At 62.4% G+C, this 24,330-nt stretch carries 26 protein-coding genes and 1 tRNA gene; 17 read left to right on the top strand and 10 right to left on the bottom strand.

The genetic code is table 11. The features are described from left to right. The first annotated feature begins 67 nt into the window (after positions 1-67). Both ABIE40_RS09570 and ABIE40_RS09565 read left to right on the top strand, forming a co-directional pair. Positions 68-526: a MarR family winged helix-turn-helix transcriptional regulator gene (locus tag ABIE40_RS09570; RefSeq protein WP_199629635.1), complete on the top strand. Its 459-nt coding sequence runs from the start codon at positions 68-70 to the stop codon at positions 524-526. Continuing rightward, a complete protein-coding gene (locus ABIE40_RS09565) occupies positions 523-1,764 on the top strand; it encodes a multidrug effflux MFS transporter (protein WP_199629636.1) in 1,242 nt (413 codons plus the stop codon). Before ABIE40_RS09570 ends, ABIE40_RS09565 begins: the two co-directional genes overlap by 4 nt. On the opposite strand, the gene ABIE40_RS09560 is transcribed toward ABIE40_RS09565, so the two are convergent. The 5 genes from ABIE40_RS09560 to ABIE40_RS09540 are packed head-to-tail and all read right to left on the bottom strand — an operon-like array spanning position 1,733 to position 7,201. Then, positions 1,733-2,959, bottom strand: a complete 1,227-nt coding sequence (locus ABIE40_RS09560) for a molybdopterin molybdotransferase MoeA (protein WP_199629637.1) — start codon at positions 2,957-2,959, stop codon at positions 1,733-1,735. The two genes, ABIE40_RS09565 and ABIE40_RS09560, sit on opposite strands and share 32 nt — an antisense overlap. Further along, positions 2,956-3,456: a cyclic pyranopterin monophosphate synthase MoaC gene (gene moaC / locus ABIE40_RS09555; RefSeq protein WP_199629638.1), complete on the bottom strand. Its 501-nt coding sequence runs from the start codon at positions 3,454-3,456 to the stop codon at positions 2,956-2,958. The genes ABIE40_RS09560 and moaC overlap by 4 nt, the downstream gene beginning before the upstream one ends. Before the next feature lies 1 nt (position 3,457). Next, positions 3,458-4,270: an indole-3-glycerol phosphate synthase TrpC gene (gene trpC / locus ABIE40_RS09550; RefSeq protein ID WP_199629639.1), complete on the bottom strand. Its 813-nt coding sequence runs from the start codon at positions 4,268-4,270 to the stop codon at positions 3,458-3,460. Positions 4,271-4,279: 9 nt separating this feature from the next. Further along, on the bottom strand, positions 4,280-5,296 hold the full coding sequence (trpD, locus tag ABIE40_RS09545; RefSeq protein WP_199629640.1) for an anthranilate phosphoribosyltransferase: 1,017 nt from the start codon (positions 5,294-5,296) through the stop codon (positions 4,280-4,282). Between the two features lie 15 nt (positions 5,297-5,311). Continuing rightward, entirely contained in the window at positions 5,312-7,201 is a 1,890-nt protein-coding gene (locus ABIE40_RS09540; RefSeq protein ID WP_199629641.1) for a peptidylprolyl isomerase, read from the bottom strand. Between the two features lie 220 nt (positions 7,202-7,421). Between ABIE40_RS09540 and ABIE40_RS09535 the strand changes: the two genes are divergently transcribed. Then, positions 7,422-7,703: a hypothetical protein gene (locus tag ABIE40_RS09535; protein WP_112716231.1), complete on the top strand. Its 282-nt coding sequence runs from the start codon at positions 7,422-7,424 to the stop codon at positions 7,701-7,703. Between the two features lie 67 nt (positions 7,704-7,770). Here ABIE40_RS09535 and ABIE40_RS09530 read toward each other — a convergent pair whose 3' ends face one another. Then, positions 7,771-8,025, bottom strand: coding sequence for a GlsB/YeaQ/YmgE family stress response membrane protein (locus ABIE40_RS09530; RefSeq protein WP_112716229.1), 255 nt, complete (start codon positions 8,023-8,025; stop codon positions 7,771-7,773). A gap of 395 nt (positions 8,026-8,420) precedes the next feature. Here ABIE40_RS09530 and ABIE40_RS09525 point away from each other — a divergent pair, with 395 nt between their 5' ends. Further along, complete coding sequence (locus ABIE40_RS09525) at positions 8,421-8,576, top strand: hypothetical protein (protein WP_162708678.1); 156 nt, start codon at positions 8,421-8,423, stop codon at positions 8,574-8,576. A 215-nt stretch (positions 8,577-8,791) separates the two neighbouring features. On the opposite strand, the gene ABIE40_RS09520 is transcribed toward ABIE40_RS09525, so the two are convergent. After that, positions 8,792-9,271, bottom strand: a complete 480-nt coding sequence (locus ABIE40_RS09520; protein WP_199629642.1) for an oxidoreductase — start codon at positions 9,269-9,271, stop codon at positions 8,792-8,794. Positions 9,272-9,304: 33 nt separating this feature from the next. On the opposite strand from ABIE40_RS09520, the gene ABIE40_RS09515 reads away from it, so the two are divergent. From ABIE40_RS09515 to ABIE40_RS09495, 5 genes are all read left to right on the top strand, one after another. Beyond that, a tRNA-Ser gene (locus tag ABIE40_RS09515) sits at positions 9,305-9,394 on the top strand. Between the two features lie 202 nt (positions 9,395-9,596). Then, the gene (locus ABIE40_RS09510; protein WP_112716199.1) at positions 9,597-10,685 is read left to right on the top strand and encodes a septal ring lytic transglycosylase RlpA family protein; all 1,089 of its coding nucleotides are present in this window, start codon (positions 9,597-9,599) and stop codon (positions 10,683-10,685) included. A gap of 69 nt (positions 10,686-10,754) precedes the next feature. After that, positions 10,755-11,951 carry a D-alanyl-D-alanine carboxypeptidase family protein gene (locus ABIE40_RS09505; protein ID WP_199629643.1) on the top strand — a complete coding sequence of 399 codons (1,197 nt, stop codon included), beginning with the start codon at positions 10,755-10,757 and terminating at the stop codon, positions 11,949-11,951. Positions 11,952-12,095: 144 nt separating this feature from the next. Beyond that, positions 12,096-12,770, top strand: a complete 675-nt coding sequence (gene tmk / locus ABIE40_RS09500) for a dTMP kinase (RefSeq protein WP_199629644.1) — start codon at positions 12,096-12,098, stop codon at positions 12,768-12,770. Continuing rightward, positions 12,763-13,788, top strand: coding sequence for a DNA polymerase III subunit delta' (locus ABIE40_RS09495; RefSeq protein WP_199629645.1), 1,026 nt, complete (start codon positions 12,763-12,765; stop codon positions 13,786-13,788). The genes tmk and ABIE40_RS09495 overlap by 8 nt, the downstream gene beginning before the upstream one ends. Here ABIE40_RS09495 and ABIE40_RS09490 read toward each other — a convergent pair whose 3' ends face one another. Continuing rightward, positions 13,789-14,589: a sulfite exporter TauE/SafE family protein gene (locus ABIE40_RS09490; protein ID WP_199629646.1), complete on the bottom strand. Its 801-nt coding sequence runs from the start codon at positions 14,587-14,589 to the stop codon at positions 13,789-13,791. Positions 14,590-14,819: 230 nt separating this feature from the next. Here ABIE40_RS09490 and metG point away from each other — a divergent pair, with 230 nt between their 5' ends. The 4 genes from metG to ABIE40_RS09470 all read left to right on the top strand — a co-directional run bounded on the left by metG (position 14,820) and on the right by ABIE40_RS09470 (position 19,542). Beyond that, a complete protein-coding gene (gene metG, locus ABIE40_RS09485) occupies positions 14,820-16,370 on the top strand; it encodes a methionine--tRNA ligase (protein WP_130278322.1) in 1,551 nt (516 codons plus the stop codon). 9 nt (positions 16,371-16,379) lie between these two features. Further along, positions 16,380-17,162 (top strand): TatD family hydrolase, encoded by a 783-nt coding sequence (locus tag ABIE40_RS09480; RefSeq protein WP_199629647.1) that lies wholly within the window; start codon positions 16,380-16,382, stop codon positions 17,160-17,162. A gap of 4 nt (positions 17,163-17,166) precedes the next feature. Continuing rightward, a complete protein-coding gene (locus ABIE40_RS09475; RefSeq protein ID WP_199629648.1) occupies positions 17,167-17,997 on the top strand; it encodes an MBL fold metallo-hydrolase in 831 nt (276 codons plus the stop codon). A gap of 171 nt (positions 17,998-18,168) precedes the next feature. After that, positions 18,169-19,542 carry an ISNCY family transposase gene (locus tag ABIE40_RS09470; protein ID WP_354540990.1) on the top strand — a complete coding sequence of 458 codons (1,374 nt, stop codon included), beginning with the start codon at positions 18,169-18,171 and terminating at the stop codon, positions 19,540-19,542. A 221-nt stretch (positions 19,543-19,763) separates the two neighbouring features. Here the strand turns inward: ABIE40_RS09470 and panB are convergent, their stop codons facing one another. Both panB and panC read right to left on the bottom strand, forming a co-directional pair. After that, positions 19,764-20,585: a 3-methyl-2-oxobutanoate hydroxymethyltransferase gene (gene panB / locus ABIE40_RS09465; RefSeq protein WP_199629278.1), complete on the bottom strand. Its 822-nt coding sequence runs from the start codon at positions 20,583-20,585 to the stop codon at positions 19,764-19,766. Further along, the gene (gene panC, locus ABIE40_RS09460) at positions 20,582-21,457 is read right to left on the bottom strand and encodes a pantoate--beta-alanine ligase (protein WP_199629279.1); all 876 of its coding nucleotides are present in this window, start codon (positions 21,455-21,457) and stop codon (positions 20,582-20,584) included. The genes panB and panC overlap by 4 nt, the downstream gene beginning before the upstream one ends. Before the next feature lie 223 nt (positions 21,458-21,680). Between panC and ABIE40_RS09455 the strand changes: the two genes are divergently transcribed. From ABIE40_RS09455 to ABIE40_RS09440, 4 genes are all read left to right on the top strand, one after another. After that, entirely contained in the window at positions 21,681-21,989 is a 309-nt protein-coding gene (locus tag ABIE40_RS09455) for a hypothetical protein (RefSeq protein ID WP_112711957.1), read from the top strand. Positions 21,990-22,034: 45 nt separating this feature from the next. Next, positions 22,035-22,538 (top strand): winged helix-turn-helix transcriptional regulator, encoded by a 504-nt coding sequence (locus ABIE40_RS09450; protein WP_199629280.1) that lies wholly within the window; start codon positions 22,035-22,037, stop codon positions 22,536-22,538. A 13-nt stretch (positions 22,539-22,551) separates the two neighbouring features. Then, positions 22,552-23,817 (top strand): beta-ketoacyl-ACP synthase II, encoded by a 1,266-nt coding sequence (fabF, locus tag ABIE40_RS09445; protein WP_199629281.1) that lies wholly within the window; start codon positions 22,552-22,554, stop codon positions 23,815-23,817. An 83-nt stretch (positions 23,818-23,900) separates the two neighbouring features. Beyond that, entirely contained in the window at positions 23,901-24,329 is a 429-nt protein-coding gene (locus ABIE40_RS09440; protein WP_130278329.1) for a DUF4864 domain-containing protein, read from the top strand. Position 24,330: the final 1 nt, after the last annotated feature.

Raw genomic sequence — 24,330 nt, 5'->3', positions numbered from 1 at the left:
ATGTCAGCGCGTTCTTGCGCCAAATTAGATGATATGTCATCTATTGCGATATCAACGGATATGTCTCATGCCTCCCGAGCACGATAGAATTCTCGCCACCTTCGGCACGCTTGTCGGTCAGGCCGGGCGCCTTTGGCGCCGCGCCGCCGATCAGAAGCTGCAGCCGTTCGGCCTCACCGAAGCCACCTGGCTGCCGCTGCTGCGCATCTCGCGGTCGGCGACACCGATGCACCAGAAGGCGCTGGCGGCCTCGCTGTCGCTCGATAATTCCTCGGTCGTGCGGCTGATCGACAATCTGGAGGCAGCGGGTCTCGTCGAACGGCAGGAAGGGGAGGACCGGCGCGCCAAGGCGATCGTGCTCACCGAGGTAGGACGTCGCACCGTCATTGACGTCGAGCGTGTGGCGCAGAGCGTGCGCGAAGAGGCGCTCGCCGGATTGAAGCGCGAAGATGTCGAGACGGCATTCCGTGTGCTCGAACATATCTCCACCGTCTTTTCCCGCCCCAGCGAGGAGCAAGTATCGTGAATTCCCATCCTGGCCGGCTGGCCGATGCCGCGCCGTTGATATCGCCGAAGAGCGTTCCCGTCTGGCTGCTGGCGCTCGTGACCTTCAGCGGCACGCTTGCCATGCACATCTTCGTCCCGGCTCTGCCGTCGGCCGCAACCGATCTCGGCGCCAGCATCGGTGAAATGCAGATGACGGTCAGCCTCTATATTTTCGGCCTTGCCGTCGGGCAGCTGGTCTATGGACCGCTTTCGGATCGCTACGGGCGCCGTCCGGTGCTGATGAGCGGGCTGGTGCTCTATACGCTTGCGGGGCTCGCGGCACTCGTTTCGCCGAGCGTCCATGCGCTGATCGCCGCGCGGCTTTTTCAGGCGCTCGGCGGCTGCGCTGGCCTCGTCATCGCAAGAGCCATTGTCCGCGACACCTCGACGGCTGACGATACCGCCAAGCGGCTTGCGGTGATGAACCTGATGGTAACGGTCGGCCCCGGACTTGCGCCGATTGCAGGTGGGGCGCTTGCGGCAACGCTTGGCTGGCGCTCGATCTTCGTGGCGCTCTGTGCGCTCGGCATTCTCAACATGCTGATGACCTGGAAGCTGGTGCCGGAGACCGGACGGCGCAATGCCGAGACCTCGGTCAAATCGCTGAGCCGCGACTATCTCGGCCTGCTTCGCTCACCGGCCTTCGTTGGCTACGCGATCGGCGGGGGATGCGCGACGACGTCGATGTATGCCTTTACCGCATCGGCGCCCTTCATCGTCATGAACGAGCTGCACCGGCCGGCAACCGAGGTGGGCATCTGCCTTGCTTTGCTGATCTTCGGCTACTGGATCGGCAGCATGATCGCGACACGGCTGATCGGGCGCTTTGCGATGAAGCGGCTGATGGTGATCTCCAACCTCGTCAGCATCGGTGCTGCACTCGCGTTCCTGGCGCTGGCGGCGAGCGGCGAACTCCAGCTGCTGCCGATGATGGCGGCGATCATGGTCTATACGATCGGTGCGGGCGTGGCTTCGCCGAATGCGCTGACGCTTGCCGTCAGCGTCAATCCGAAGGTCACCGGCTCGGCTTCCGGCCTCTATGGCGCAACGCAGATGGCTGTTGGAGCCGTCTGCACGGCGCTGGCAGGCATCGGCGGCGATCCGGGCCTGGCGGCGGCAAGCGTTCTCGTCGGCGCCAGCATACTGGCGCAGAGCTGCTTCTGGATCGGCGTGAAGGCGACCGACGCTACGGCAGCAGGCCGGGGCGCAGCAGCATGACAGGGCAGGGCGCACCGGCGGAAAGTGCGGGCGCATGCGGCGGACGGACGATCAGGCAATCGGCGGCCGCGAAGATCTTCATCATCGACGAATCCTGCTTGCCGAACGGCTTTGCCTGCCATGCGCCGGATGGCGATTTTGCGAGTGTGGCGCGGACATAATCCTGGCGCTGGTCGTTGGCTGCGAGCTCGACGGCCGCTTCAGCAACGATCTCACGCTTGACCGGCGGCAGCGAAGCAAGCTTGCGGACCAGCGGCTCGAGGAAGAGCAGCGCGCAGACCAGCGTCGAAACAGGGTTTCCCGGCAGGCCGAGAACATGAACCTTGCCGAGGCTGCCGACCATCAGTGGCTTTCCGGGCCGCATGGCGATCCGCCAGAAATCGAGTTTCATGCCTGCGGCAACCAGGGTCGACTGAACGAGATCGTGGTCGCCGACGGATGCGCCGCCGAGCGTCACGATGACATCGGCACCTGCCACTTCGGCCTTGCGGATCGCGGCGGTGATGGCGGCCTTGTCGTCAGGAACGATCCCGAGATCGAGCACCTGACCACCGGCATTGCGCACGAGAGCGGCAACGCCAAAGGTGCTCGACGCGATGATCTGCGATGGGCCGGGCTTGCTCCCCGGTGTCACCAGCTCGTCTCCGGTCGCAAGGATCGCGACGCGCGGCTTGCGCAGGACTGGCATGTCCGGTTGGTTCATCCCGGCAGCGACCGTCAGCCTGCTGAAATCCATCACCGTGCCGGCAAGCAGCACCGGTTGGCCTTCCAGAAAATCCTGGCCGCGCGGGCGGATATGCTGGCCCTGGCGCACCGGGAATTTTGTACGCACGCCGCCGTCGATCTTTTCGGCATCTTCCTGCAACAGCACGCTGTCGGCGCCCTCAGGCACCGGTGCGCCGGTGAAGATGCGGACGGCTTCGCCCTTGCCGACCGTGCCCTCGAAGGCGTGACCGGCGGAAGAGGTACCGGTGACGCGAAGCTCTGCGCCCGGCTCCGGCGCATCGTCACGTCGCAGCGCGTAGCCATCCATAGCGGAAGCATTGAAGGGCGGCTGGGTTAGCCGGGCAACGAGATCGGCTGCCAGGACGCGGCCATCGGCCTCAGCCAGTGCCACGGTCTCATGCTCCGAAACGGGCGATGCACTGCCGAGCAGGCGGGCCTGGGCTTCGGCTACCGGCAACAGGCTGCTCATCGGCCGGCCTCCGGATGACGGAAGTCGCCGGACTTGCCGCCGGACTTTTCCAGCAGGCGGATGCCGCCGATTTCCATCGCCTTGTCTGCCGCCTTTGCCATGTCGTAGATCGTCAGGCAGGCGACGGAGACCGCGGTCAACGCTTCCATCTCGACGCCGGTCTTGCCGGTGAGTTTGGCCGTCGCAGTCACCCGAAGGCCGGGCAGGGCGGCGTGTTCGTCGATCTCGACGCTGACCTTGGTCAGCATCAGCGGATGGCAGAGCGGAATGAGACTGGAGGTCTGCTTGGCAGCCATGATGCCGGCCAGACGGGCGGTGCCGATGACATCGCCCTTCTTGGCGTTGCCATCGCGGATCAGCGCCAGCGTCTCAGGCGCCATCCGCACGTGACCTTCAGCGGTGGCAATGCGGGTCGTTTCGGCCTTGTCGCCGACATCGACCATGTTCGCCTCACCGGAGGCGCCGATATGGGTCAGGCGGGGCTCGTCGCCGCTCATGTCATTCAGCCGCGATTGCGGCTTCGCCGAACAGCAGCGCGCGGGTGGCGGCTGCGACATCGTCCTTGCGCATCAGGCTCTCGCCGACGAGGAAGGTGTTGATGCCGAAGGCCTGCAGGCGCTTGCAATCGGCATTGGTGAAGATGCCGCTTTCGCCGACCAGCAGACGATCGTCGGGCACCATGGCCGATAGCTGTTCGCTGACCGTCAGGCTGACTTCGAAGGTGCGCAGATTGCGGTTGTTGATGCCGACGAGCGGTGAGGAGAGCTTCAGCGCCCGCTCCATTTCCTCGGCATCGTGGACTTCGACCAGAACATCCATGCCGAGCCCGAAGGCTTCGTCCTGCAGGCGCTCGGCGTCGCTATCGCTCAGCGATGCCATGATCAGCAGGATGCAGTCTGCGCCCCATGCGCGGGCTTCATGGACCTGGTAGGTCTCGAACATGAAATCCTTGCGCAGCGCCGGCAGCGAGCAGGCGGCGCGGGCAGCGGTCAGGAATTCCGGCGCGCCCTGGAAGCTCGGCGTATCGGTCAGAACCGAAAGACAGGCGGCGCTGCCGTTCTCATAGGCCTTGGCAAGCGCCGGCGGATCGAAATCCGGGCGGATCAGGCCCTTGGACGGGCTGGCCTTCTTGATTTCGGCAATCAGGCCGAACTCGCCGGCATCACGTTTGGCGACGAGCGCTTGGTGAAAGCCGCGCGGCGCCGATTGGCCGGCCTGCATCGCCTTCAGGTCGGCAAGCGAGACCTTGGCCTTGGCGGCGGCGATCTCTTCGCGCTTGTAGGTTTCGATTTTCTTCAGGATATCGGTCATCGGTGGATCCTAGTCGATATCGTTGGAAACGGCGATGAGTTTGTCGAGCGCTGCGGCCGTCGCGCCGCTATCCAGCGACTGGGTGGCCAGCGTCATGCCCTTGGCGATCGTCTCGGCCTTGCCGGCAACGACGAGCGAGGCGGCGGCATTAGCAAGTGCAATGTCGCGATAGGCATTTTTGGCGCCACCGAGGACTTCGCGCAGGGCCGCGGCATTGACGACACCGTCGCCGCCCTTCAGCGCCGAAAGCGTGCAGGGCGATACGCCGAAATCGGCCGGCGATAGCTCGAAGGTGCGGATCTTGCCGTTCTCGAGCGCGGCAACGCTGGTCTTGCCGGTCGTGGTGATTTCATCAAGACCGTCGCCATGGACGACCCAGACGCTCTCGGAACCGAGATCGCGCATGACTTCGGCCAGCGGCTCGACCCATTGCGGGGCGAAGACGCCGAGCAACTGGCGGCGGACGCCGGCGGGGTTGGTCAGCGGTCCCAGCAGATTGAAGATCGTGCGCGTACCGAGCTCGACGCGCGACGGGCCGACATGGCGCATCGCCGAGTGATGCTGCTGCGCGAACATGAAGCCGACACCGGCTTCCGCGATGCAGCGGCTGATCACTTCGGGGCTGATCTCCAGCTTGACGCCGAGTGCCGACAGGCTGTCCGACGCTCCGGATTTCGAGCTCAGAGCGCGGTTGCCGTGCTTGGCGACCGGGACACCGGCACCGGCGACGATCAGCGCCGCCAGCGTCGAGATATTGTAGGTGCCGCTGCCGTCACCGCCGGTGCCGACGATGTCGATCGCATCATCGGGGGCGACGACGCGCAGCATCTTGGAGCGCATCGTGGTGGCGGCGCCGACGATCTCGTCGACGGTTTCGCCACGCACCCTGAGGGCCATCAGGAAGCCGCCGATCTGTGAAGGCGTCGCCTGGCCCGACATCAGGATGTCGAAGGCCGCCTGGGCCTCCTCACGCGTCAGAGGCTCGCGGCTCGCGGCCTTGGCCAGAAGCGGCTTCAGATCGGTCATCAGCTCAAGCTCCTGCTAGCGAACGGCTGCCTGATCGGCGAGCGTCTGGTTGATCGAGGCGCCGTACTGCGTCTGCAGCAGGGTCACCATCTGGTCGAGGATATCGTCACCGGCGGCATTGGCGACGGCGGCGATCTGCGCATCCTGGTTGGTCAGCGCATCGGTCGTCGGGTCGTCGTTGACATTGGTGACCTTGAGCAGGATCTGCGTGCTCGGATCGGCGCCGACGGCGCTGGCGACGGTGTCGGCCGGACCGCTGAAGGCAGCGTTGACGGCGCGGCCGAGGACAGCGTCATCGGTGCTGCGGGTGATACCGGCCTTGCTTTCGACCGCGATGCCGAGCGGGGCAGCGATATCGGCCAGCGACTTGCCCTTCTGTGCTTCCTGCTTCAGCTCGTCGGCCTTCTTGGCAAGCTCGAGCTTCTGCTGCTCTGCCGTCCAGTCGGCGACGGCCTTGTCTCGTACTTCGGCGAGCGGGCGCTCGCGCTCCGGCGTCACTTCGCGAACATCGAACCAGACATAGCCGTCATTGCCGAGCGAGAGGGCCACCGGCTGGGTGCCGACTTCGGTCTTGAAGGCTTCGCCGAGCAGCTGCTGCTTGGCCGGGATATCCTTGACCTCGTTGCCATCCTTGTCAGCGCCCGTGGCGTCGATCGCGTCGATGACGACAGCCTTGAGCTTCAGCTCCTTGGCGATGTCTTCGAGCGATTGGCCGGCGCTGCGCATGTCCTCGATATGATCGTGGACATTGATGACTTCCTGCGAAGCGTTGACGAGCGCCAGCTGCTTGCGGATGTCTTCCTTGACCTCGTCGAGGGTCTTGGTGGTCTCCGGCTTGATATTGGTGATGCGCAGGATGACCGGGCCGAAGGCGCCGTCGACGACAGGCGTCGTGCCGCCGCTCTTGGCAACGGTAAAGGCTGCGTCGGCAACGGACTGATCCGGAACCTTGTCCTTGGTGAAATCGCCGAGCAGCACGTCGGTCGCCGTCTTGCCCTGGTCGGTGACCAGCTGGTCGAACGTCGTGCCGGTCTTCAGCGCGGCGAGAGCGGCGGCGGCCAGATCTTTGTTGGCGAAGGTCAGCTGTTCGATCGTGCGGGTCTCGGGCGTGCGGAAGGTTTCCTTGCGCTTGTCGAAATCTTCGCGGATCTGCTCATCGGTGACCGTCGAGACATCGGCAATGTCGGCAGACTCGAGCTTGAGATAGGCGACCTTGCGGTATTCCGGCGCGCGGTAGCGGGTCTTTACGCCATCGAACCACTTCGACAGAACGTCATCGGCGGGCGCCTTGATCGGCTCGATATTGGCGTTGGTGAGCAGCAGGTAATCGATGTCGCGGCTTTCCTGGCGGTAGACCTTGAGCGCGTCGACCAGCGTCTTCGGGGCGGTGAAGCCATTCGAGACGGCGTCGACGATCTGGCTGCGGACCGCGACCTTGCTGCGCTCGTTGATATAATCGGCTTCACGGATACCGGCATTGCGCAGGCGCGAGGTGAAGAGCGTGCGGTCGAACTTGCCGCTGACATCCTTGAACGCCGGATCGTCACCAATCAGCTGGGCGAGGCGATCTTCGGAGAGGCCGAGATTCATATCTTCGGCGAGCTGGTCGAGCGAAGCGCCGGCAACGAGCTGGGCGATCGTCTGCTGCTCGACACCGAAGGCCTTGGCCTGATCCGGCGTCAGGCGCATGCCGAACTGCTGGCTGAGGCTTGCCACCTGGCGCTGGTAGGCGAGGCGGAACTCGTTGACGTCCACCTTCTGATCACCAACGGTGACGACCGTCGTGCTGGAACCGCCGCTGATCAGCTCGCGGGATATGCCCCAAATGCCGAAGGAGGCGACCAGAAGAAGCATGAGGAGCTTGGCGACCCAGGTCTGGGCAGCTCTTCTCAGGATATGGAACATCGAAACGCAAACCTCGCATTATATTCCGCCCATTCACGGGCAAAGCTTTCGACGTTCCTTAGAGCAAAGCACGGCGGAATTGAAGCGTTATCGGACGAAAACATGACAGTGTCCGGAATGGATTTTGCTGGGCCGCCGCCGGCAACAAAAGCGCGCATTGCCGGGAACCTTTCGCCGCCTCCATTCGTTGTTGCGGCATCCGGAAAAATAGGAGCAGACAATGGCCGAACTGAAAACCGCCTCCGCCCAATCCACAGCTGCGCGCGTCAAGGCGGAAGTCGCCGCCGATGACCTGTCCGCACAGGTAGCCGCGTTGCGCGAGGATCTGGCCCGCCTTTCCGAAAGCGTCGTGGCGCTGGGGCAGGGAGCAAAGACCGCCGTTGCCGACGAAGCTTCTGTGATGACGGAAAAGGTGCGCGACAAGGTGCGCGAGGAGCCGATCTTCGCTCTCGCCGTCACGGCCGGCATCGCCTATGTCTTCGGGCTGATGAGCCGTCGCTGATTGCCGCCATCCAACAAAAAAGCCGGGAGTGAAATCCCGGCTTTTTTCATGCGCATTTTTCTTGGGATCAGCGCCGGACCATCCGGCCGATGGCGATCAGCAGGCAGGCGCCGACGAAACCGGTGATGAGATAGCCGAGCCAGCCCGACAGCGGCTGCACATGCAGAAGCCCCAGAATGAAGTTGGCGACGATAGCGCCGACAATGCCCAGAATGATGTTCATGAACACGCCCATGTTGCTGCTCATGAACTTTTCGGCCAGCCAGCCGGCAAAGCCGCCTATGATGATTGCCGCAATCCAGCCTACGCCCTGATCTTCCATAGTGATTTCCCTCCGAGAAAAACAACGAAATGAACGCGGAAACTGCAGAAAGGTTCCCCCGATTCTCAGGGCTGAAGCAATGTCACCGGCATATGCATCGCATGGCTGACCAGCTGAAACAGCAGGCCCGACAGGGCAAGCGCCGCAAAACCCAGCGGCATGATCAAACTCTTACCGGACATTTTTACTCTCTCCCATTTGACGTTCGAGAATAAATCATCGGGTAAGCACGGCAAGCCAAATATTAACGGATGGTTAAGCATAAAATTTGAATGAAACGGCTGAGAAGAAACCAGTTTTTACTTCGCCACGTAAATTATTCCAGGTTGCAAAATTAACGTGCCATTAAAGCATATTAGTGATCATCGATACACGGCAACCGACGGGAGACTCAGATGCGTCATTCACACCTTATGGAACACCTGGAAGCAGCCCGCAAAATCGCCGAGGCCGACAACGAACTGTTCGTCGCCTACCTGATCAAGATGGCGAAAGAGGCTGTGCGCAAGCAGGATAAGGGCGTAAAGCCCAAGGAAGCCGTCGCCGCCTAAGACCCGGACGGCTTTTCAGCCTCAACGCGCGACATTCTGACGGCCAATCGGAAAATTGGCCGCCATAGTCCATCGTTAGAGTGGTTTTCGCTCCGTTTAGGACTATCACGGCGCCTCGGCCTTGTGTTGCGCGACAACCATAGCGGGCCGCAGCCGAGAGCGACTTGGATGCCAACTGCGGTCACGTGACAGGCACCCAGACGCGCGCAACGGCTTTACTGTGCGCACGCGGCCGAATTGTCCGGGCTCACGACATTGCCTGATGGACCGGTATTGCCGCTTGCATTTGCCGGCGGCTCACGGCGGCAGTCGTTTGAATCACCGTTCGAGCCGGAATTTCCGCTATTGATCGTGCTGTTCGTCGTGTTCGGATCGACGATCCCGGGATTGCTGTTGGTCGTCCCGTTCGTGCCGCCGCTTCCATTGCCGCTCATGCTGCCGCCCCCCGACATCGTCCCGGTCCCCGATCCGCTTCCCGCTGCACTACCACCCGAAGAACCGCCGCTGGATGACTGGGCGAGGGCGGATGTTGCCAGCCCGATAGACAGCACGGATACGGCAGCTATTTTCACAAACATGATTTCCTCCTTCATCAGTGTTGAAGAAGACCCAACCGCCTGCCGCGTCCTATGTTCCCATTTTTCCGGTACGAGCGATCCCGCCGCTGCAGAGTTTTTTGGGTCCAGCCCTTGCATTGACGCGCGCCTTTGCGTCATAAGGCGCGGAACGGAAGAGTGTCCGAGTGGTTTAAGGAACCGGTCTTGAAAACCGGCGTGCGGGAAACCGTACCGTGGGTTCGAATCCCACCTCTTCCGCCATCTGTTTCACGGCGTGAAACACCTTTAATTTAACCATTCATAAACCATAACCATTAAAATTGCCGCTATGACTGCGATATTGTTCGCAAATTCGGCACATTGGCCACACAATTAAAGTCTCGTTAGGTGCAGGGGCGTAGGCAGGGTTGGTCCGATTTAGGGCACTTGCTTAACCATAACGATCTTTGGCGGCGTGGGACAAATGAAGTTGGAATACGGGGCGGCGTCTTTCGCAACGGGTGTGCGGTGGCTGGCATTGGCGGCGATGTGCGCTGCGGTCACGGCGTGCGGTACAACATCTCAGGCGCCGAAGAAGCGCGCTCACGGCAAAGAATACTTTTCCGAAAAAGAATATGGCGTCAAAGCCAGCCCGCGTGTCGTCGAGGGCGGACCGATCCCGAAGGGCGGCGGTCGCTATATCGTCGGCAATCCCTACCAGGTGAAGGGCAAGTGGTATTATCCGCAGGAAGATTTCTCCTATAGCAAGGTCGGCATCGCCTCCTGGTACGGCTCGGCCTTCCACGGCCGCCTGACGGCGAATGGCGAGGTCTATGATCAGCTGTCGATCTCGGCGGCGCATCCGACATTCCCGCTGCCGAGCTATGCGCGCGTCACCAATGTCGAGAACGGCTCGTCGATCATCGTGCGCGTCAATGATCGCGGCCCTTATCACGAGGGACGAATCATCGACCTGTCCAACAAGACCGCCGATCTCCTCGACATGAAGCATAGCGGCACCGGCCGCGTTCGCGTTCAGTATGTCGGCAAGGCGCGGATGGATGGGCATGACATGCCCTATCTGATGGCCTCCTACACGCCGAAGGGCAGCCGCATCCCGGCCGTCGATCCGGGCGGCCAGATTGCAAGCGGCGTGATGGTCGCTTCCAACGATCGCCGCATCACCAGCGACCAGCTGCGCAGCCTGGGCACGCTGACCGTGCCGCAGACCTCCAAGGTTCCGGTTCCGATGTCGGCCACGGCTTACGGCGGTTCGACGCCAAGCGCCCGCTATAATGCCGCTCCGGTCCCAACGCCCGCACCGGCGCAGCCTTTCGGCACGATGGGTGCGCCGCAGGGATTTGGCGAGATGGTGGTTCTGCCGGAGATCGGACCGATCCCGTATGAGCGTCCCTATGGCTGGGGCAGCTCGCTGGCCATGGGCTATCAGGAAACCGAAACCGTCACGGTTCCGATCGCTTTCGACGCCGTCATGGTCCGCAACGACGGCCTGACACAGGAATCGATCCTAGCCTCCTACAAGCGCCAGCAGGCAAAGCAGCCGGTGCGCTAAGACGCCGATTGCAGGCGCGCACCGGGTTCACTAACCTCCAGAATCGAATTTCGCGCTTGGGGACTTGCGATGCTGAAGCGTCTCATCGGTTATTGCGTTTGCCTGCTTTCTGCCGCTTCGCCGGCAGCGGCAGCCGATCCGGCACCTGCCGGTTTCGTCACCAAGGCGGCGCAGGCCTATATGATCGAGGCTTCCACCGGCACTGTGCTTCTCGCGAAAAACGAGGACCAGTCATTTTCGCCGGCCTCGCTCGCCAAGCTGATGACGATGGATATCGTCTTTGCCTCGCTGAAGGGCGGCGAGATCACCCTCGATACCGATTATCCGGTCTCCGAATTCGCCTGGCGCACCGGCGGCGCACCGTCACGGACGGCAACGATGTTTGCTTCGCTGAAGAGCCGGGTGCGCGTCGAAGATCTGGTCAAGGGCGTTGCCATCCAGGGCGCCAATGACAGCTGCATCATTCTTGCCGAAGGCATGAGCGGCACCGAGGAGAATTTCGCTGCCGCCATGACGCGCCGTGCCCAGACGCTCGGGATGACCAAGAGCATCTTCGGCAATTCGACGGGCCTGCCCGACGGCGGCAAGAGCAAGACGACGGCGCGGGATATGGTGACGCTGGCCGCCGATCTGCAGCAGACCTATCCGGCCTATTATCCCTACTTCGCGCAGGCCGATTTCGAGTGGAACAAGATCTTCCAGCGCAATCGCAATCCGCTGCTTGGTCTCGGGCTAGGCGCAGATGGCCTTGCGACCGGCTTTGCCGAAGGCGAGGGCTATTCGATCGTCGCCTCGGTGCAGCGTGACGGCAAGCGGCTGTTCCTGGCGCTCGGCGGCATCGCCTCCGACAAGGAGCGCACAGACGAGGCCAAGCGCATTCTCGAATGGGGGCTGACCTCCTTCGAAACGCGGCAGATCTTTGCCGAGAAGGAAGTTGTCGGGTCGGCGAGCGTCTATGGCGGGCAGTCGGGCAGCGTCAACCTCGTCGCCAAGACGCCGGTCAGCGTCTATATCCCGGTCAGCAATCCCGATCGGCTGGCGGCGCGAATCATCTATCGCTGGCCGCTGACAGCGCCGGTTGCGGCCGATGCGGAGGCGGGGACGCTGGTGATTTCCTCCGGCGGGCGCGTGTTGCGCGAAGTGCCGCTCTTTACCGCGCAGGGCGTGGCCGAGGGCTCGCTGACCAGCCGGGCGGTCGATGCGCTGCTGGAACTCGGCGAATCCGTGTTCTTCTCCTGGCTTTGGGACAAGGCCGAAGGCGCCTGACGACCCGGACGGCACTTGAAATTGGCGGGGAAGGGCGCTTGCCCGGCTCATTGCAAGGTTTCACTTGGCGGCGTCTTCGGCTAGATAGGTCAGGAGCCCTGCGTCAATTCTTTCGCAGGATGGCGAGAAGACGGGAAAGTGCGCGTGTCGTCCGGTACGGGATTGTTCGTTACATTCGAAGGCGGTGAGGGGGCTGGAAAATCGACCCAGATCCGCCGCCTTGCCGAAGCTTTGCGCGAGCGCGGACATCAGGTGCTGCTGACGCGCGAGCCCGGCGGTTCGCCAGGTGCGGAAGCCGTTCGCCATGTGCTGCTGTCAGGCGCGGCCGAAGCTTTCGGCACGCGGATGGAAGCGATCCTGTTTGCCGCGGCGCGTAACGATCACGTCGAGGAAATCATCCGGCCGGCGCTGCTGCAGGGCAAGATCGTCCTCTGCGACCGTTTCATGGATTCCTCGCGCGTCTATCAGGGCGTAACCGGCAATTTGGAGCCCGATTTCATCGAGACGCTGCAGCGCATCGCCGTCAATGGCGTGGTGCCGGATTGCACCGTCATCCTCGATATTCCCGCAAGCGCCGGTCTTGCCCGGGTGCAGAAGCGCAATGCGGATGGTCCCGATCGCTTCGAAAAGGAAGAGCTGGAAACGCACGAGAAGCGCCGCGAGGCCTATCTCGATATCGCTGCCCGCGAGCCGGAGCGCTGCCACGTCGTCAATGCCATGCAGGACGAGGCCGCCATCGCCGCCGAAATCCTTGAGATCATCACGCAGCTGACGAGCACGGACGCAGCCGAAAAGACACCGGAAGCCGTTCATGAGTGAGGACCGGCCCGGCTTGCTGGACGGGGCGATCTGGCCGGCGGAAAATCCCAAGCTCTTTGGTCACGAGGATGCGGAAGCCTTCCTCTCGCAGTCCTACCGCTCCGGCAAGGGGCATCATGCGGTCCTGATCGAGGGACCGGAAGGCATCGGCAAGGCGACGCTGGCCTTCCGCTTTGCCAATTACGTGCTTTCGCATTCCGATCCCGCGACTGCGCCTGAAATCATTCCCGATCCGGATCCGAATTCTCCCGTCAGCCGGCAGATCTCGTCGGGCGCCTCGCACAATCTCCTGCATCTGGCGCGGCCGGTCGACGAGAAGACCGGCAAGGTCAAGTCGGCGATCACCGTCGACGAGGTGCGCCGCGCCGGGAAATTCTTCTCGCAGACATCAGGCACCGGCAACTGGCGCATCGTCATCATCGATCCGGCCGACGACATGAACCGGAATGCCGCCAATGCGATCCTGAAGATCCTCGAGGAGCCACCGAAGCGGGCGCTGTTCCTGGTTCTCTCTCATGCGCCGGGAAAACTGCTGCCGACCATCCGCTCGCGATGCCTGCCGCTGAAGCTTTCGCCGCTTGGCGAAGGCGATCTCGCGGCGGCGCTCGGCAATCTGGGTGCTGCGACCGACGACCCGTCGCTGCTTGCGGCCGCCAAGGGCAGCGTCGGCGAGGCTTTGAAGCTGATGAACTATGGTGGCGGCGAAATCATCAATGCCTATCAGGACGTGCTTTCGGCACAGGGACCGGCGGCGCGGCGCGCGATGCACCGGCTGGCCGATGCTCTCTCCGGCAAGGAAAGCGATACGATCTTCGAGTTCTTCGTGAGCCATGTCGGCGAAGACCTGATGGACCGGGCGCGTCAGGCGGCGCGGGCAGGGGATATTGCCGGTGCCGAGCGGATGGCGCGGCTGCAATCGGATGTGAACGAGCGGCTGACGGTGTCGGGCGCCTATAATCTCGACCGCAAGCAGACGATCCTCGGCATTCTCGCCGATATCAAGCAACCCGGGCCGTAATCAAGCCGTCAGCAGCTTCCAGGCGACGACGGCAAGCGTCAGCGCCAGCACGATGCGGATGGTGCGCTCGTGCAGCTTCGGCGCCAGGAGGCTACCTGCGATGATCCCCGGGATCGAACCGATGAGCAAGGCAACCAGCATCAGCCAGTCGATCTCGCCGATGAACCAGTAGCCCATGCCGCCGATCAGCGTCAGCGGCACTGCGTGGACGATATCGGAACCGACGATCTCGCGCACATCGAGGTTCGGATACAGAACCAGGAGAATGGTGACGCCAAGCGCACCAGCGCCGACCGAGGTCAGCGTGACGAGAACGCCGAGCGCCAGCCCGAGGATGACGGTGAAGATGGCGATCGTCGCGGGCTTCGGCGGCGAGCGCTCGCCGATGGCGCTCTTGGCAAAGGCGAGCACTTGGGAGCGGAAAATCAGCATGAAGGCGGTCATGACCAGCAGCCAGCCAAGCGCGATGGTGATCGTATGGGCGACCTCGACGCTCTTGCGGTCGACGCCGGACATCAGCCAGAGCATTAGCAGGGCGGCCGGGACGCTTCCGGCGGCGAGCGAGCCGACGATGCGCCAGTTGATGCGGCCATGTATGCCGTGGACCGCGGTACCCGCTGATTTGGTGATCGCGGCATAGAGAAGGTCGGTGCCGACGGCAGTTGCCGGATGGACGCCGAAGAGCAGCACCAGCAGCGGCGTCATCAGCGAGCCGCCGCCGACGCCTGTAATGCCGACGAGCATGCCGACAAAGAAGCCGGAGAGCGAATAGAGAGGCTGGAAGGTTTCGGGAAGGCTCAAGCGGCATTCCCCGATGCGCGTGCGGCGATCAGCTCAATTTTCACGGTCTACTCTGCCTCGCCCCTGATGATGGCAAAGGGGTAGGATGCGGGCAAAAACGAGTCAAGCTCAGCTTGCCGCGCAGACGGCCAAAAGGCTGCCGCTTTCGAAACTTAGTGTTTCTCTTCGCCATGACATGCGCTAAGAGCGGCTGACAATTTTTATAGAGTAAGCCGGACAAGATGGCCGCCATGACAGACAAGAAGCCCTTCTACATCACCACCGCGATTTCCTATCCGAATGGCAAGCCGCATATCGGCCATGCCTACGAACTGATCGCCACCGACGCCATGGCGCGCTTCCAGCGCCTCGACGGCCGTGATGTTTTCTTCCTGACGGGTACCGACGAGCACGGCCAGAAGATGCAGCAGACGGCGCGCAACGAGGGCATCACGCCCCAGGAGCTTGCCGACCGCAATTCCGGTGAATTCCAGGCGATGGCGAAGCTGTTGAATGCGTCGAACGACGACTTCATCCGCACGACGCAGGAGCGTCACCACGAGACTTCGCGCAACATCTGGAACCTGATGGCCGACAACGGCGACATCTACAAGGATTCTTATGCTGGCTGGTATTCGGTGCGTGACGAAGCCTATTACCAGGAAGACGAGACCGAAGTGCGCGCCGACGGCGTCCGCTACGGCCCCCAGGGCACGCCGGTCGAATGGGTGGAGGAAGCCAGCTACTTCTTCAAGCTGTCCGAATACCAGGACAAGCTGCTGAAGCACTACGAAGAGAACCCCGATTTCATCGGCCCGTCCGAGCGCCGCAACGAGGTCATCTCCTTCGTCAAGTCGGGCCTGAAGGACCTCTCGGTCTCGCGCACGACCTTCGACTGGGGCATCAAGGTTCCAAACGATCCCGAGCATGTCATGTATGTCTGGGTCGACGCGCTGACCAATTACATCACCGCGACCGGCTATATCGAAGACCGCAATGGCCCGCGGGCGAAATACTGGCCGGCCGATGTGCATATCATCGGTAAGGACATCATCCGCTTCCACGCCGTCTACTGGCCGGCTTTCCTGATGTCGGCGGGCCTGCCGCTGCCGAAGCGCGTCTTCGCCCACGGCTTCCTGCTCAACAAGGGCGAGAAGATGTCGAAGTCGCTCGGCAACGTCGTCGACCCCGTCAATCTCGTCAATCACTTCGGTCTCGACCAGGTGCGCTACTTCTTCCTGCGCGAAGTCTCCTTCGGCCAGGACGGCAGCTATAGCGAAGAGGCGATCGGCCAGCGCATCAACGCCGACCTTGCAAACGGTATCGGCAACCTTGCCAGCCGCTCGCTGTCGATGATCGTCAAGAATTGCGACGGCAAGATCCCGGAACCCGGTCCGCTGACGGATGAGGACAAGGCGATGCTGGCTGCTGCCGACGCGCTGCTGGATTCCAACCGCGAAGACATGGGCAAGCAGATGATCCACAAGGCTGTCGCCGCGATCATCGGCGTGGTCTCCGAGACCGACCGCTATTTCGCCGGCCAGGCGCCGTGGGCGCTGAAGAAGACCGATCCGGACCGTATGGCCACCGTGCTCTACGTCACGGCCGAAGTCGTGCGCCAGATCGCCATCCTGCTGCAGCCGATCGTTCCTGAATCGGCCGGGAAGCTGCTCGATCTCGTTGCCGCGCCTGCGGACAAGCGTGATTTCGCAGCGCTCGGCGAGGCCGGCCGTCTGGTGCCGGGCACGCAGCTCGAGGCACCCGCACCGGTCTTCCCGCGTTACGTCGCGCCCGAGGCGTAAGGACTGCAGATGCTGATCGATACGCATTGCCATCTGGACTTTGCCGATTTCGACGCCGAGCGCGACGAGATCGTTGCACGGGCCCACCAGTCCGGCGTCAAGCAGATGGTGACGATCTCGACGCGCGTCAGGAAGCTCGACGGGCTGCTGGCGATCACCGAGCGCTATCCGTCGGTCTTCTGCTCGGTCGGCACGCATCCGAACAGCGCCAATGAAGAACTCGATATCCAGACGGAAGATCTCGTCCGTCTGGCGAACGCCCATGAGAAGATTGTTGCGATCGGCGAAGCCGGTCTCGACTATTTTTATGACACGCAGACGCCCGAGGACCAGCAGACCGGCTTTCGCCGTCACATCGCAGCCGCGCGCGAAACGCAGCTGCCACTGGTCATTCACAGCCGCAGCGCCGATGAGGACATGGCGGCGATCCTGACCGAGGAAACAGGGAAGGGGGCCTTCCCTTTCATCCTGCATTGCTTCTCGGCCGGCCCCGAGCTTGCGAAGACCGGCGTCGAGCTCGGCGGCTATATCTCGTTCTCGGGAATCCTGACCTTCCCCAAGTCGGAAGAACTGCGGGCGATCGCCAAGACGATCCCGCATGACCGGCTGCTGGTCGAAACCGACGCGCCGTACCTGGCGCCGAAGCGCTGGCGCGGCAAGCGAAACGAGCCATCCTACGTCGTGAACACCGCCGAGGTGCTCGCCGAGACGCTCGACCTCAGCTATGGCGACATGGCGCGCATCACCACCGACAACGCCTTCCGGCTGTTCACCAAGATGCCGAGGATCTAGCGGCGTGGGCTACCGGCGGCGTTTCACCATTCTCGGCTGTTCGTCGTCGCCAGGCGTGCCGCGCATCACCGGTGACTGGGGCGCCTGCAACCCGGACAATCCGAAGAACCGGCGCACGCGCGCATCCTTCATGGTCGAGCAGTTCGACGCCAATGGCGGCGTCACCACGGTCGTCGTCGATACCGGATCCGATTTCCGCGAGCAGATGATCGCCGCCAAGGTCGGTCACATCGATGCGGTGCTCTACACGCATCCGCATGCCGACCATATCCACGGCATCGACGATTTGCGCGGCTACTATCACAATGCCCAACAGCGTGTGCCGATCTACGCCAATGCCTTCACGATGGAGCGTATCCGCCAAGGTTTCGGCTATTGCATCGAAACGCCGCCAGGCAGCAATTATCCGCCGATCGTCGAGCCCAGGCTGATCGAGACGCTCGACGCGCCAATCCGCATATCCGGCGCCGGCGGCACCATTTCGTTTCTGCCGCACGAGCAGCAGCACGGCGATATCATCTCGCTCGGCTTCCGCATCGGTGATGTCGCTTATTGCAGCGATATCAGCGACTTTCCGCCGGAAACTGCAGTGAGGCTTGAAAATCTGGACGTGCTGATCATCGACGCGCTGCAATACCGGTACCATCCGAGCCATCTGTCGCTGGAACAGTCGCTCGACTGGATCGCAAGACTGCAGCCGAAGCGCGCGATCCTGACGCATATGCATACACCGCTGGACTACGACACGGTGATGGGCGAGACGCCGGATCACGTCGAACCGGCTTACGACCAGATGCAGTTCGAGATCGAACTCAGCGAGCTGGAAGAGCGCTAGGCGCGCCAGAATGCCGGTTTTCCGGGGTTCTCAGGTAATCTGGTTATATCATTTGGTTCCATAATCTATCTTATGCGATCTTTGGATGTAGCCGCAAAGTTAGAATGTCCTGTTTCTGCAAAGTTGGAATGTCACACTCCCCGGGTCTGAAGGATGCGTGGGAGATTGCAGATGGGATTGATAGCGATGAGCGAGCGCGATCTGCAGCGAATTGAGATTTTATCGAAGGTGGCCGCTGGCCGGATGACGACGGTGTCAGCGGCGCATGTGCTTGACCTGAGCGAGCGCCAGGTGCGCCGACTTCTGGAACGGATACGGATTGGCGGCGCGGCATCGATCCGCCACAAGGCGATTGGCCGGCCATCGAACAACCGGATCAGCGACGGCGTTCGGGACTATGCGATGACGCTGGTTCGCGAACGTTATGCGGATTTCGGTCCGACCTTGGCGACGGAGAAGTTGGCTGAGCGCGATGGCTTGCGGGTGTCGCGCGAGACGGTGCGCGGTTGGATGTCGGAGGCCGGACTGTGGTTATCACGCAAGCAGCGGCGGACGTTTCATCAGCCACGGCTTCGACGCGAGGCTTATGGCGAGTTGGTGCAGATCGACGGATCGGAGCATCGCTGGTTCGAGGATCGCGGGCCGCCTTGCTCGCTGCTGGTGTTTGTCGACGATGCGACCGGCAGGCTGATGCAACTGCGTTTCGTGCGCTCGGAAAGTGCCTTCACCTATTTCGAGGCGCTGGAACTCTATCTCCAGCGTCACGGCGCGCCGATTGCCTTTTATTCGGACAAGCATTCGGTGTTCCGGGTGGCGAAGAAGGATGCCAAAGGTGGCCAGGGCATGACCCAGTTCGGGCGTGCACTTTGCGAGTTAAACATCGAGATTCTATGCGCAAATTCGAGCCAGGCCAAGGGTCGTGTCGAACGCATGAACCGGACGCTGCAGGACCGCCTGGTCAAGGAGCTCAGGCTTTGCGGCATCGACAGCATGGAGGCCGGCAACGCGTTTTTGCCGGACTTCATGGAGGACTACAATGCGCGTTTTGCGGTTACCCCTGCCCGGTCTGATGATCTGCATCGGCCGCTGAATCTGGCGCCAGATCGGTTGACGGAGATCCTGTGCAAACGCGAGCAGCGCTATGTTGGATCGCAGCTGACGTTTTCGTTCGAGCGCCAGCGGATCATGCTGGAGGAGACCGATGTGACGCGTGGGCTGGTGGGGCGCTATGTCGAGACCTATGCCTATGCCGACGGTCGTCTGGATGTGCGGTGGAAAGGCTACTCCCTGCCCTACACGGTGTTCGACAAGGACCAGCGGGTGACGCATGCCGCGATCACCGAGAACAAGCGGTTGGGTGATGTTCTGGCCTATATCAAGGAGCGCCAGGAGCAGCAGGACAAGCCGAAGGTGAAGAGCAGCAGTGACAAGAATGGCTACGTCAAACGGGCTCGCGGACCTGGCCGGCGGAAGGATTTCATGAACGATCCGGCAGTGATCGCACGGCGCCAGAAAGCACTGTCGCGACAGCAGGCTGCGGAGTGAGGCGTGTCAAAGCTAAAGCCGAAGAGGTGTATTTACCACCCGCCCCGATCTGATCTTGCAACCGGGATCAGCCGCTCAGATCGGGGCTGACCGTTGTGCCGTGTGATGACCACGCGGACATTTCTACTTTGCAAACCGGCGGACATTCCAACTCTCCCGCCACATTGGATAGACGTTTCCGAGGGTCTGATAAAGCCGCCCGCTTCCCTGTTTGGCTGCCGTCACGTCCTCCGCTTGAACGTGTGCTCCACTGCCGGAAACGCTCGTGAGCGGACGTCCTTCGCATATTCCTCCGCAGCGGACGCGGCGCGTTTGCCGAGTTCGTCGTAGCGTTTGACGAAGCGTGGCGTGAAATCGTTGAAGAGACCGAGCATGTCGTCGGAGACGAGGATCTGGCCGTCGCAGGCCGAGGATGCGCCGATGCCGATTGTCGGGATATGGATGGCCGATGTCACTTCGCGGGCCAGCGGCTCGACGGTGCCTTCGACGACGACGGCAAAAGCGCCGGAGCCGCCGATCGCGTGGGCGTCGCGGCGGATCTTCGACGTTTCGTGTTCCGTGTGGCCAACCGAGCGGTAGCCGCCGGCGGTGTGGACGAGTTGCGGCATCAGGCCGATATGGCCGAGGACCGGAATGCCGCGAGCCGTCAGGAACGCGATCGTCTCCACCATCTCCTCGCCGCCCTCGAGCTTGACGGAGTCGCAGCCGGTTTCCTGCAGGATGCGGACGGCGTTGCGGAAGGCCACTTCCTTCGATTCCTGGTAGGTGCCGAACGGCATGTCGACGACGACGCAGGCCTTCTCGACGCCGCGCATCACGGCCTTGCCATGGGCGATCATCATTTCGAGCGTCACGGCCGTCGTGGTCTCCATGCCGTAAAGCACCATGCCGAGCGAATCCCCGACGAGGAGAAGATCGCAATGGGCATCGAGGAGACGCGCCATCGGCGTCGTATAGGCTGTCAGGCAGACGATCGGCGTGCCGCCCTTCATGGCGGTGATGCGGGATGGGGTCAGGCGCTTGCTTGTTCCGGATGCACTCATCGCACCGCTCCTATCCTTGCCACGCCCTGCCCGCCGATAACCCTGTTATCCAGTAGCCGCGTCGTGCCGATCCTGACGAAGAGCGCGACGACAACGGGATCGCTGATGACCTCGACCGGCTTCAGCGTCTCGGCGTCGCGCACGGCGACGACTTCGGGATTGGCGAGCGGCTCACGGCCAAGGAATGCTTTCAGCAGATGTTCGAGCTCGGCGGGATCGGTCAGGCCGGCGGCGACCAGCCGCTCAGCCTCGGCGAGCGTCTGCGGCACGATGACTGCTGCCTTGCGCTCGCCGGCGCTCAGATAGACATTGCGCGACGACAGCGCGAGACCGTCGTGATCACGTACCGTCGGCACGGGCACGATGCGCACCGGCAGCGCGAGATCATCGACCATGCGCCTGATGACGACGACCTGCTGATAATCCTTCTCGCCGAAATAGGCGCGCTGCGGCTGGACGATATTGAAGAGCTTGCAGACGACGGTGGCGACGCCGGCGAAATGCCCGGGCCTCACCGCGCCTTCGAGTTCGCGGCCGATCTCGGGCACATCGACAACCGTCATCATCGGCTTCGGATACATGTCGGCGACACCGGGCGCAAACAGGATGTTGACGCCGCCCTGGCGGAGCATGGCCGTGTCGCGGTCGAGATCGCGGGGATATTTGCTGAGGTCTTCGTTGGCACCGAACTGCAGCGGATTGACGAAGATCGAGGCGACAACGATGTCGTTCTCCACCCTCGCCCGCGATACCAGCTCCATATGGCCGGCATGCAGATAGCCCATGGTCGGAACCAGGCCGATGGTTCGCGATTGCCGGCGCAGGGCCTCGAGCGCCGCGCGCAGTTCGCCGATGTCAGAGAAAACTCGCATTATCCACCCGTCACTCCACCTCGCGCGCATAGAAATTGCAATCGGGCCGGAAGGTCAATCCTCGTACGGGCCTTCGTCCAGGATATAAACGATTATATGCTAATCTGCTGATAATGGGAGCAAATTTCGGGAGGCCGAACTGTGCTGGAGGGCAGCGCCTGCCCTTGCCTTCCCGCCGATGATGCCAATCTCACAGGGGATCCTGTCTCAGCTGGAGGTTCCCTTGCCCTGGATTGCCTATATCGTTCATTTCATCGCCGCCGCGTTTCTGACCAACGGCATTCCGCATTTCGTCAACGGCGTCAGCGGGCGCGCTTTCAGGACGCCTTTCGTGAGGATGAGCGGCAGCAAGCTGAGCTCGCCCGAGGTCAACGTCATCTGGGGCTGGCTGAATTTCCTTATCGCCTTTCTGCTCTTCGCCAATATCGGGCCGCTCTATATCGGCACGCCCGGAGATACGATCTTCGTTGCCGCGGGCATGCTGGTGATGGGCGTCATTCTCGCCCGGATCTTCAGTTCCGACGCGCGCTGAAGAGTGACTTGCTAAAAGCAAGTGACTGCGATAGTGACTTGCTTCATGCAACGGACCAGCTTTGCCATCTTTCCATGCCCTGCCGCCCGCGCGCTGAACAGCGTCGGCGATTCCTGGAGCATCATGATCCTGCGCGACGCCTTTCAGGGCCTGACGCGCTTCGACGATTTCCAGAAGAGCCTCGGGATCGCGCCGAATATCCTGACGCGGCGCCTCGCCCACCTGGTCGAGGAGGGCATTTTCGAGAAGCGGCTCTACAGCAAGCGCCCTGCCCGCTACGAATATGTGCTGACCGCTAAGGGACAGGATTTCTTCCCGGTGCTCATGGCGCTGTCGACATGGGGCGGACGCCACGCTCCGCAGGAAGATCTCGCCTATCTTCTCGGCAATGCATCCGGCGAAAAGCTTGATGCCAAGCTGGTCGATGCCAGGAACGGCGAAGAACTCACCCCCCGGAATACCTGCCTGCTGCCCGGTCCTGCGGCCGATGAGGCGGCGCATGAGCGCATTGCGCGGATGAAGGCCTGGTATCTGGGTTTTGATGCCTAGAAAGGACAAGAATATGGATCGGATCGTCGTTACCGGCATGGGGCTCGTCTCGCCGCTTGGAACGGGCGTCGAGACTGCCTGGAAGCGCCTGCTTGCGGGCGGCTCGGGGCTGCGCGTGCTGGGAGAGGATGTCGTCGGCGATCTGCCGGCCAAGGTCGGCGGTGTCGTGCCCGACATTGCCGAGGATGCCGAAGGCGGCTTCGATCCCGACCGCTATATCGTGCCGAAAGACCAGAAGAAGATGGACCGCTTCATCCATTTCGCGATGGCGGCGGCCGATGAGGCCGTCCGCCAGGCTGGATGGATGCCGGAGGATACCGCCTCGCGGGAGCGCACGGCAACGATCATCGCCTCGGGCGTCGGCGGCTTTCCCGCGATCACCGATGCCGTGCGGACGGTCGAGACGCGCGGGCCGCGGCGTCTGTCGCCCTTTATCGTCCCCTCCTTCCTCGTCAATCTGGCAGCCGGCCAGGTCAGCATCAAATACGGCTTCAAGGGGCCGCTCGGTGCGCCGGTCACGGCCTGTGCCGCCAGCGTCCAGGCAATCGGCGACGCAGCGCGGCTGATCCGCTCCGGCGAGGCCGACGTGGCAATCTGCGGCGGCGCGGAAGCCTGTATCGACCGCGTCAGCCTCGGCGGCTTTGCGGCCGCCCGGGCGCTGTCGACGGGGTTCAACGAGACACCGGAACTTGCTTCGCGGCCGTTCGATACCCAGCGTGACGGTTTCGTCATGGGCGAAGGTGCGGGCATTCTGGTTATCGAGACGCTCGAACATGCGCTGGCGCGCGGCGCGACGCCGCTTGCCGAACTCGTCGGCTATGGCACGGCGGCCGATGCCTATCATATGACGGCCGGACCAGAGGATGGCGACGGCGCACGACGGGCGATGGAAGCCGCCATCCGCCAGGCGAAGATCGCTCCCTCCGAGATCAAGCATCTCAACGCTCACGCGACCTCCACCCCGGTCGGCGACCGCGGCGAGATGGCGGCGATCGCAACGGTTTTCGGCCGCAATCGCGAGATCGCCATCAGCTCGACGAAATCGGCGACCGGCCATCTGCTGGGTGCGGCCGGCGGGCTGGAGGCGATCTTCACGATCCTGGCGCTGCGCGATCAGATCGTGCCGCCAACGCGCAATCTTGAGGAAGCCGATCCGGTGGCAGAAGGCCTCGATATCGTCGGAAAAACGGCGCGCAAGGTCGAGATGGAATACGCGATCAGCAACGGCTTCGGCTTTGGCGGCGTCAATGCGAGCGCCCTCTTCCGCCGCTGGCATTAAACGCGATGGCGGGCTCAGAGCCCGCCACTTTCAAATTGCCGCAGATGCCCTACACTCCTGTCTATATGGCTGGAGGCTCCCGCATGCGTGCTCTATCGGCAATTCTCGTCCTGTGTGCCGCATTCATCGCCGCTTCTCTGCCCGCGCGAGCGGAAGACCCGCTGGAGACGACACAGCAGGTTATCGAACGGCAGATTAGTGCTTTCCTGAAGGATGATCCGGATACGGCCTATTCCTATGCCGCGCCTGGAATCAAGGCGCTGTTTCCGGACAAGAACGTGTTCTTCGCGATGGTGAAGAAGAGCTATGAGCCGGTCTATCATCCCGGCAATTACGCCTTCGGCCGCAGCAAGTCGGTCGATGACGGCGCGATGATCTATCAGGAAGTGCTGATTTCTGGCCGCGACGGCAAGGACTGGACGGCCATCTACCAGATGGCGCGCCAGCCTGATGGGCAATACAAGATCAACGGCGTCCAGATCGTTCCGAACACCGACAGCAAGGGTATCTGAT

The organism is Rhizobium sp. OAE497 (genome assembly GCF_040546565.1).
GTDB lineage: Bacteria > Pseudomonadota > Alphaproteobacteria > Rhizobiales > Rhizobiaceae > Rhizobium.
Note: the sequence above shows the minus strand (reverse complement) of the source record. Positions and strands in the feature narration are given on the sequence as shown.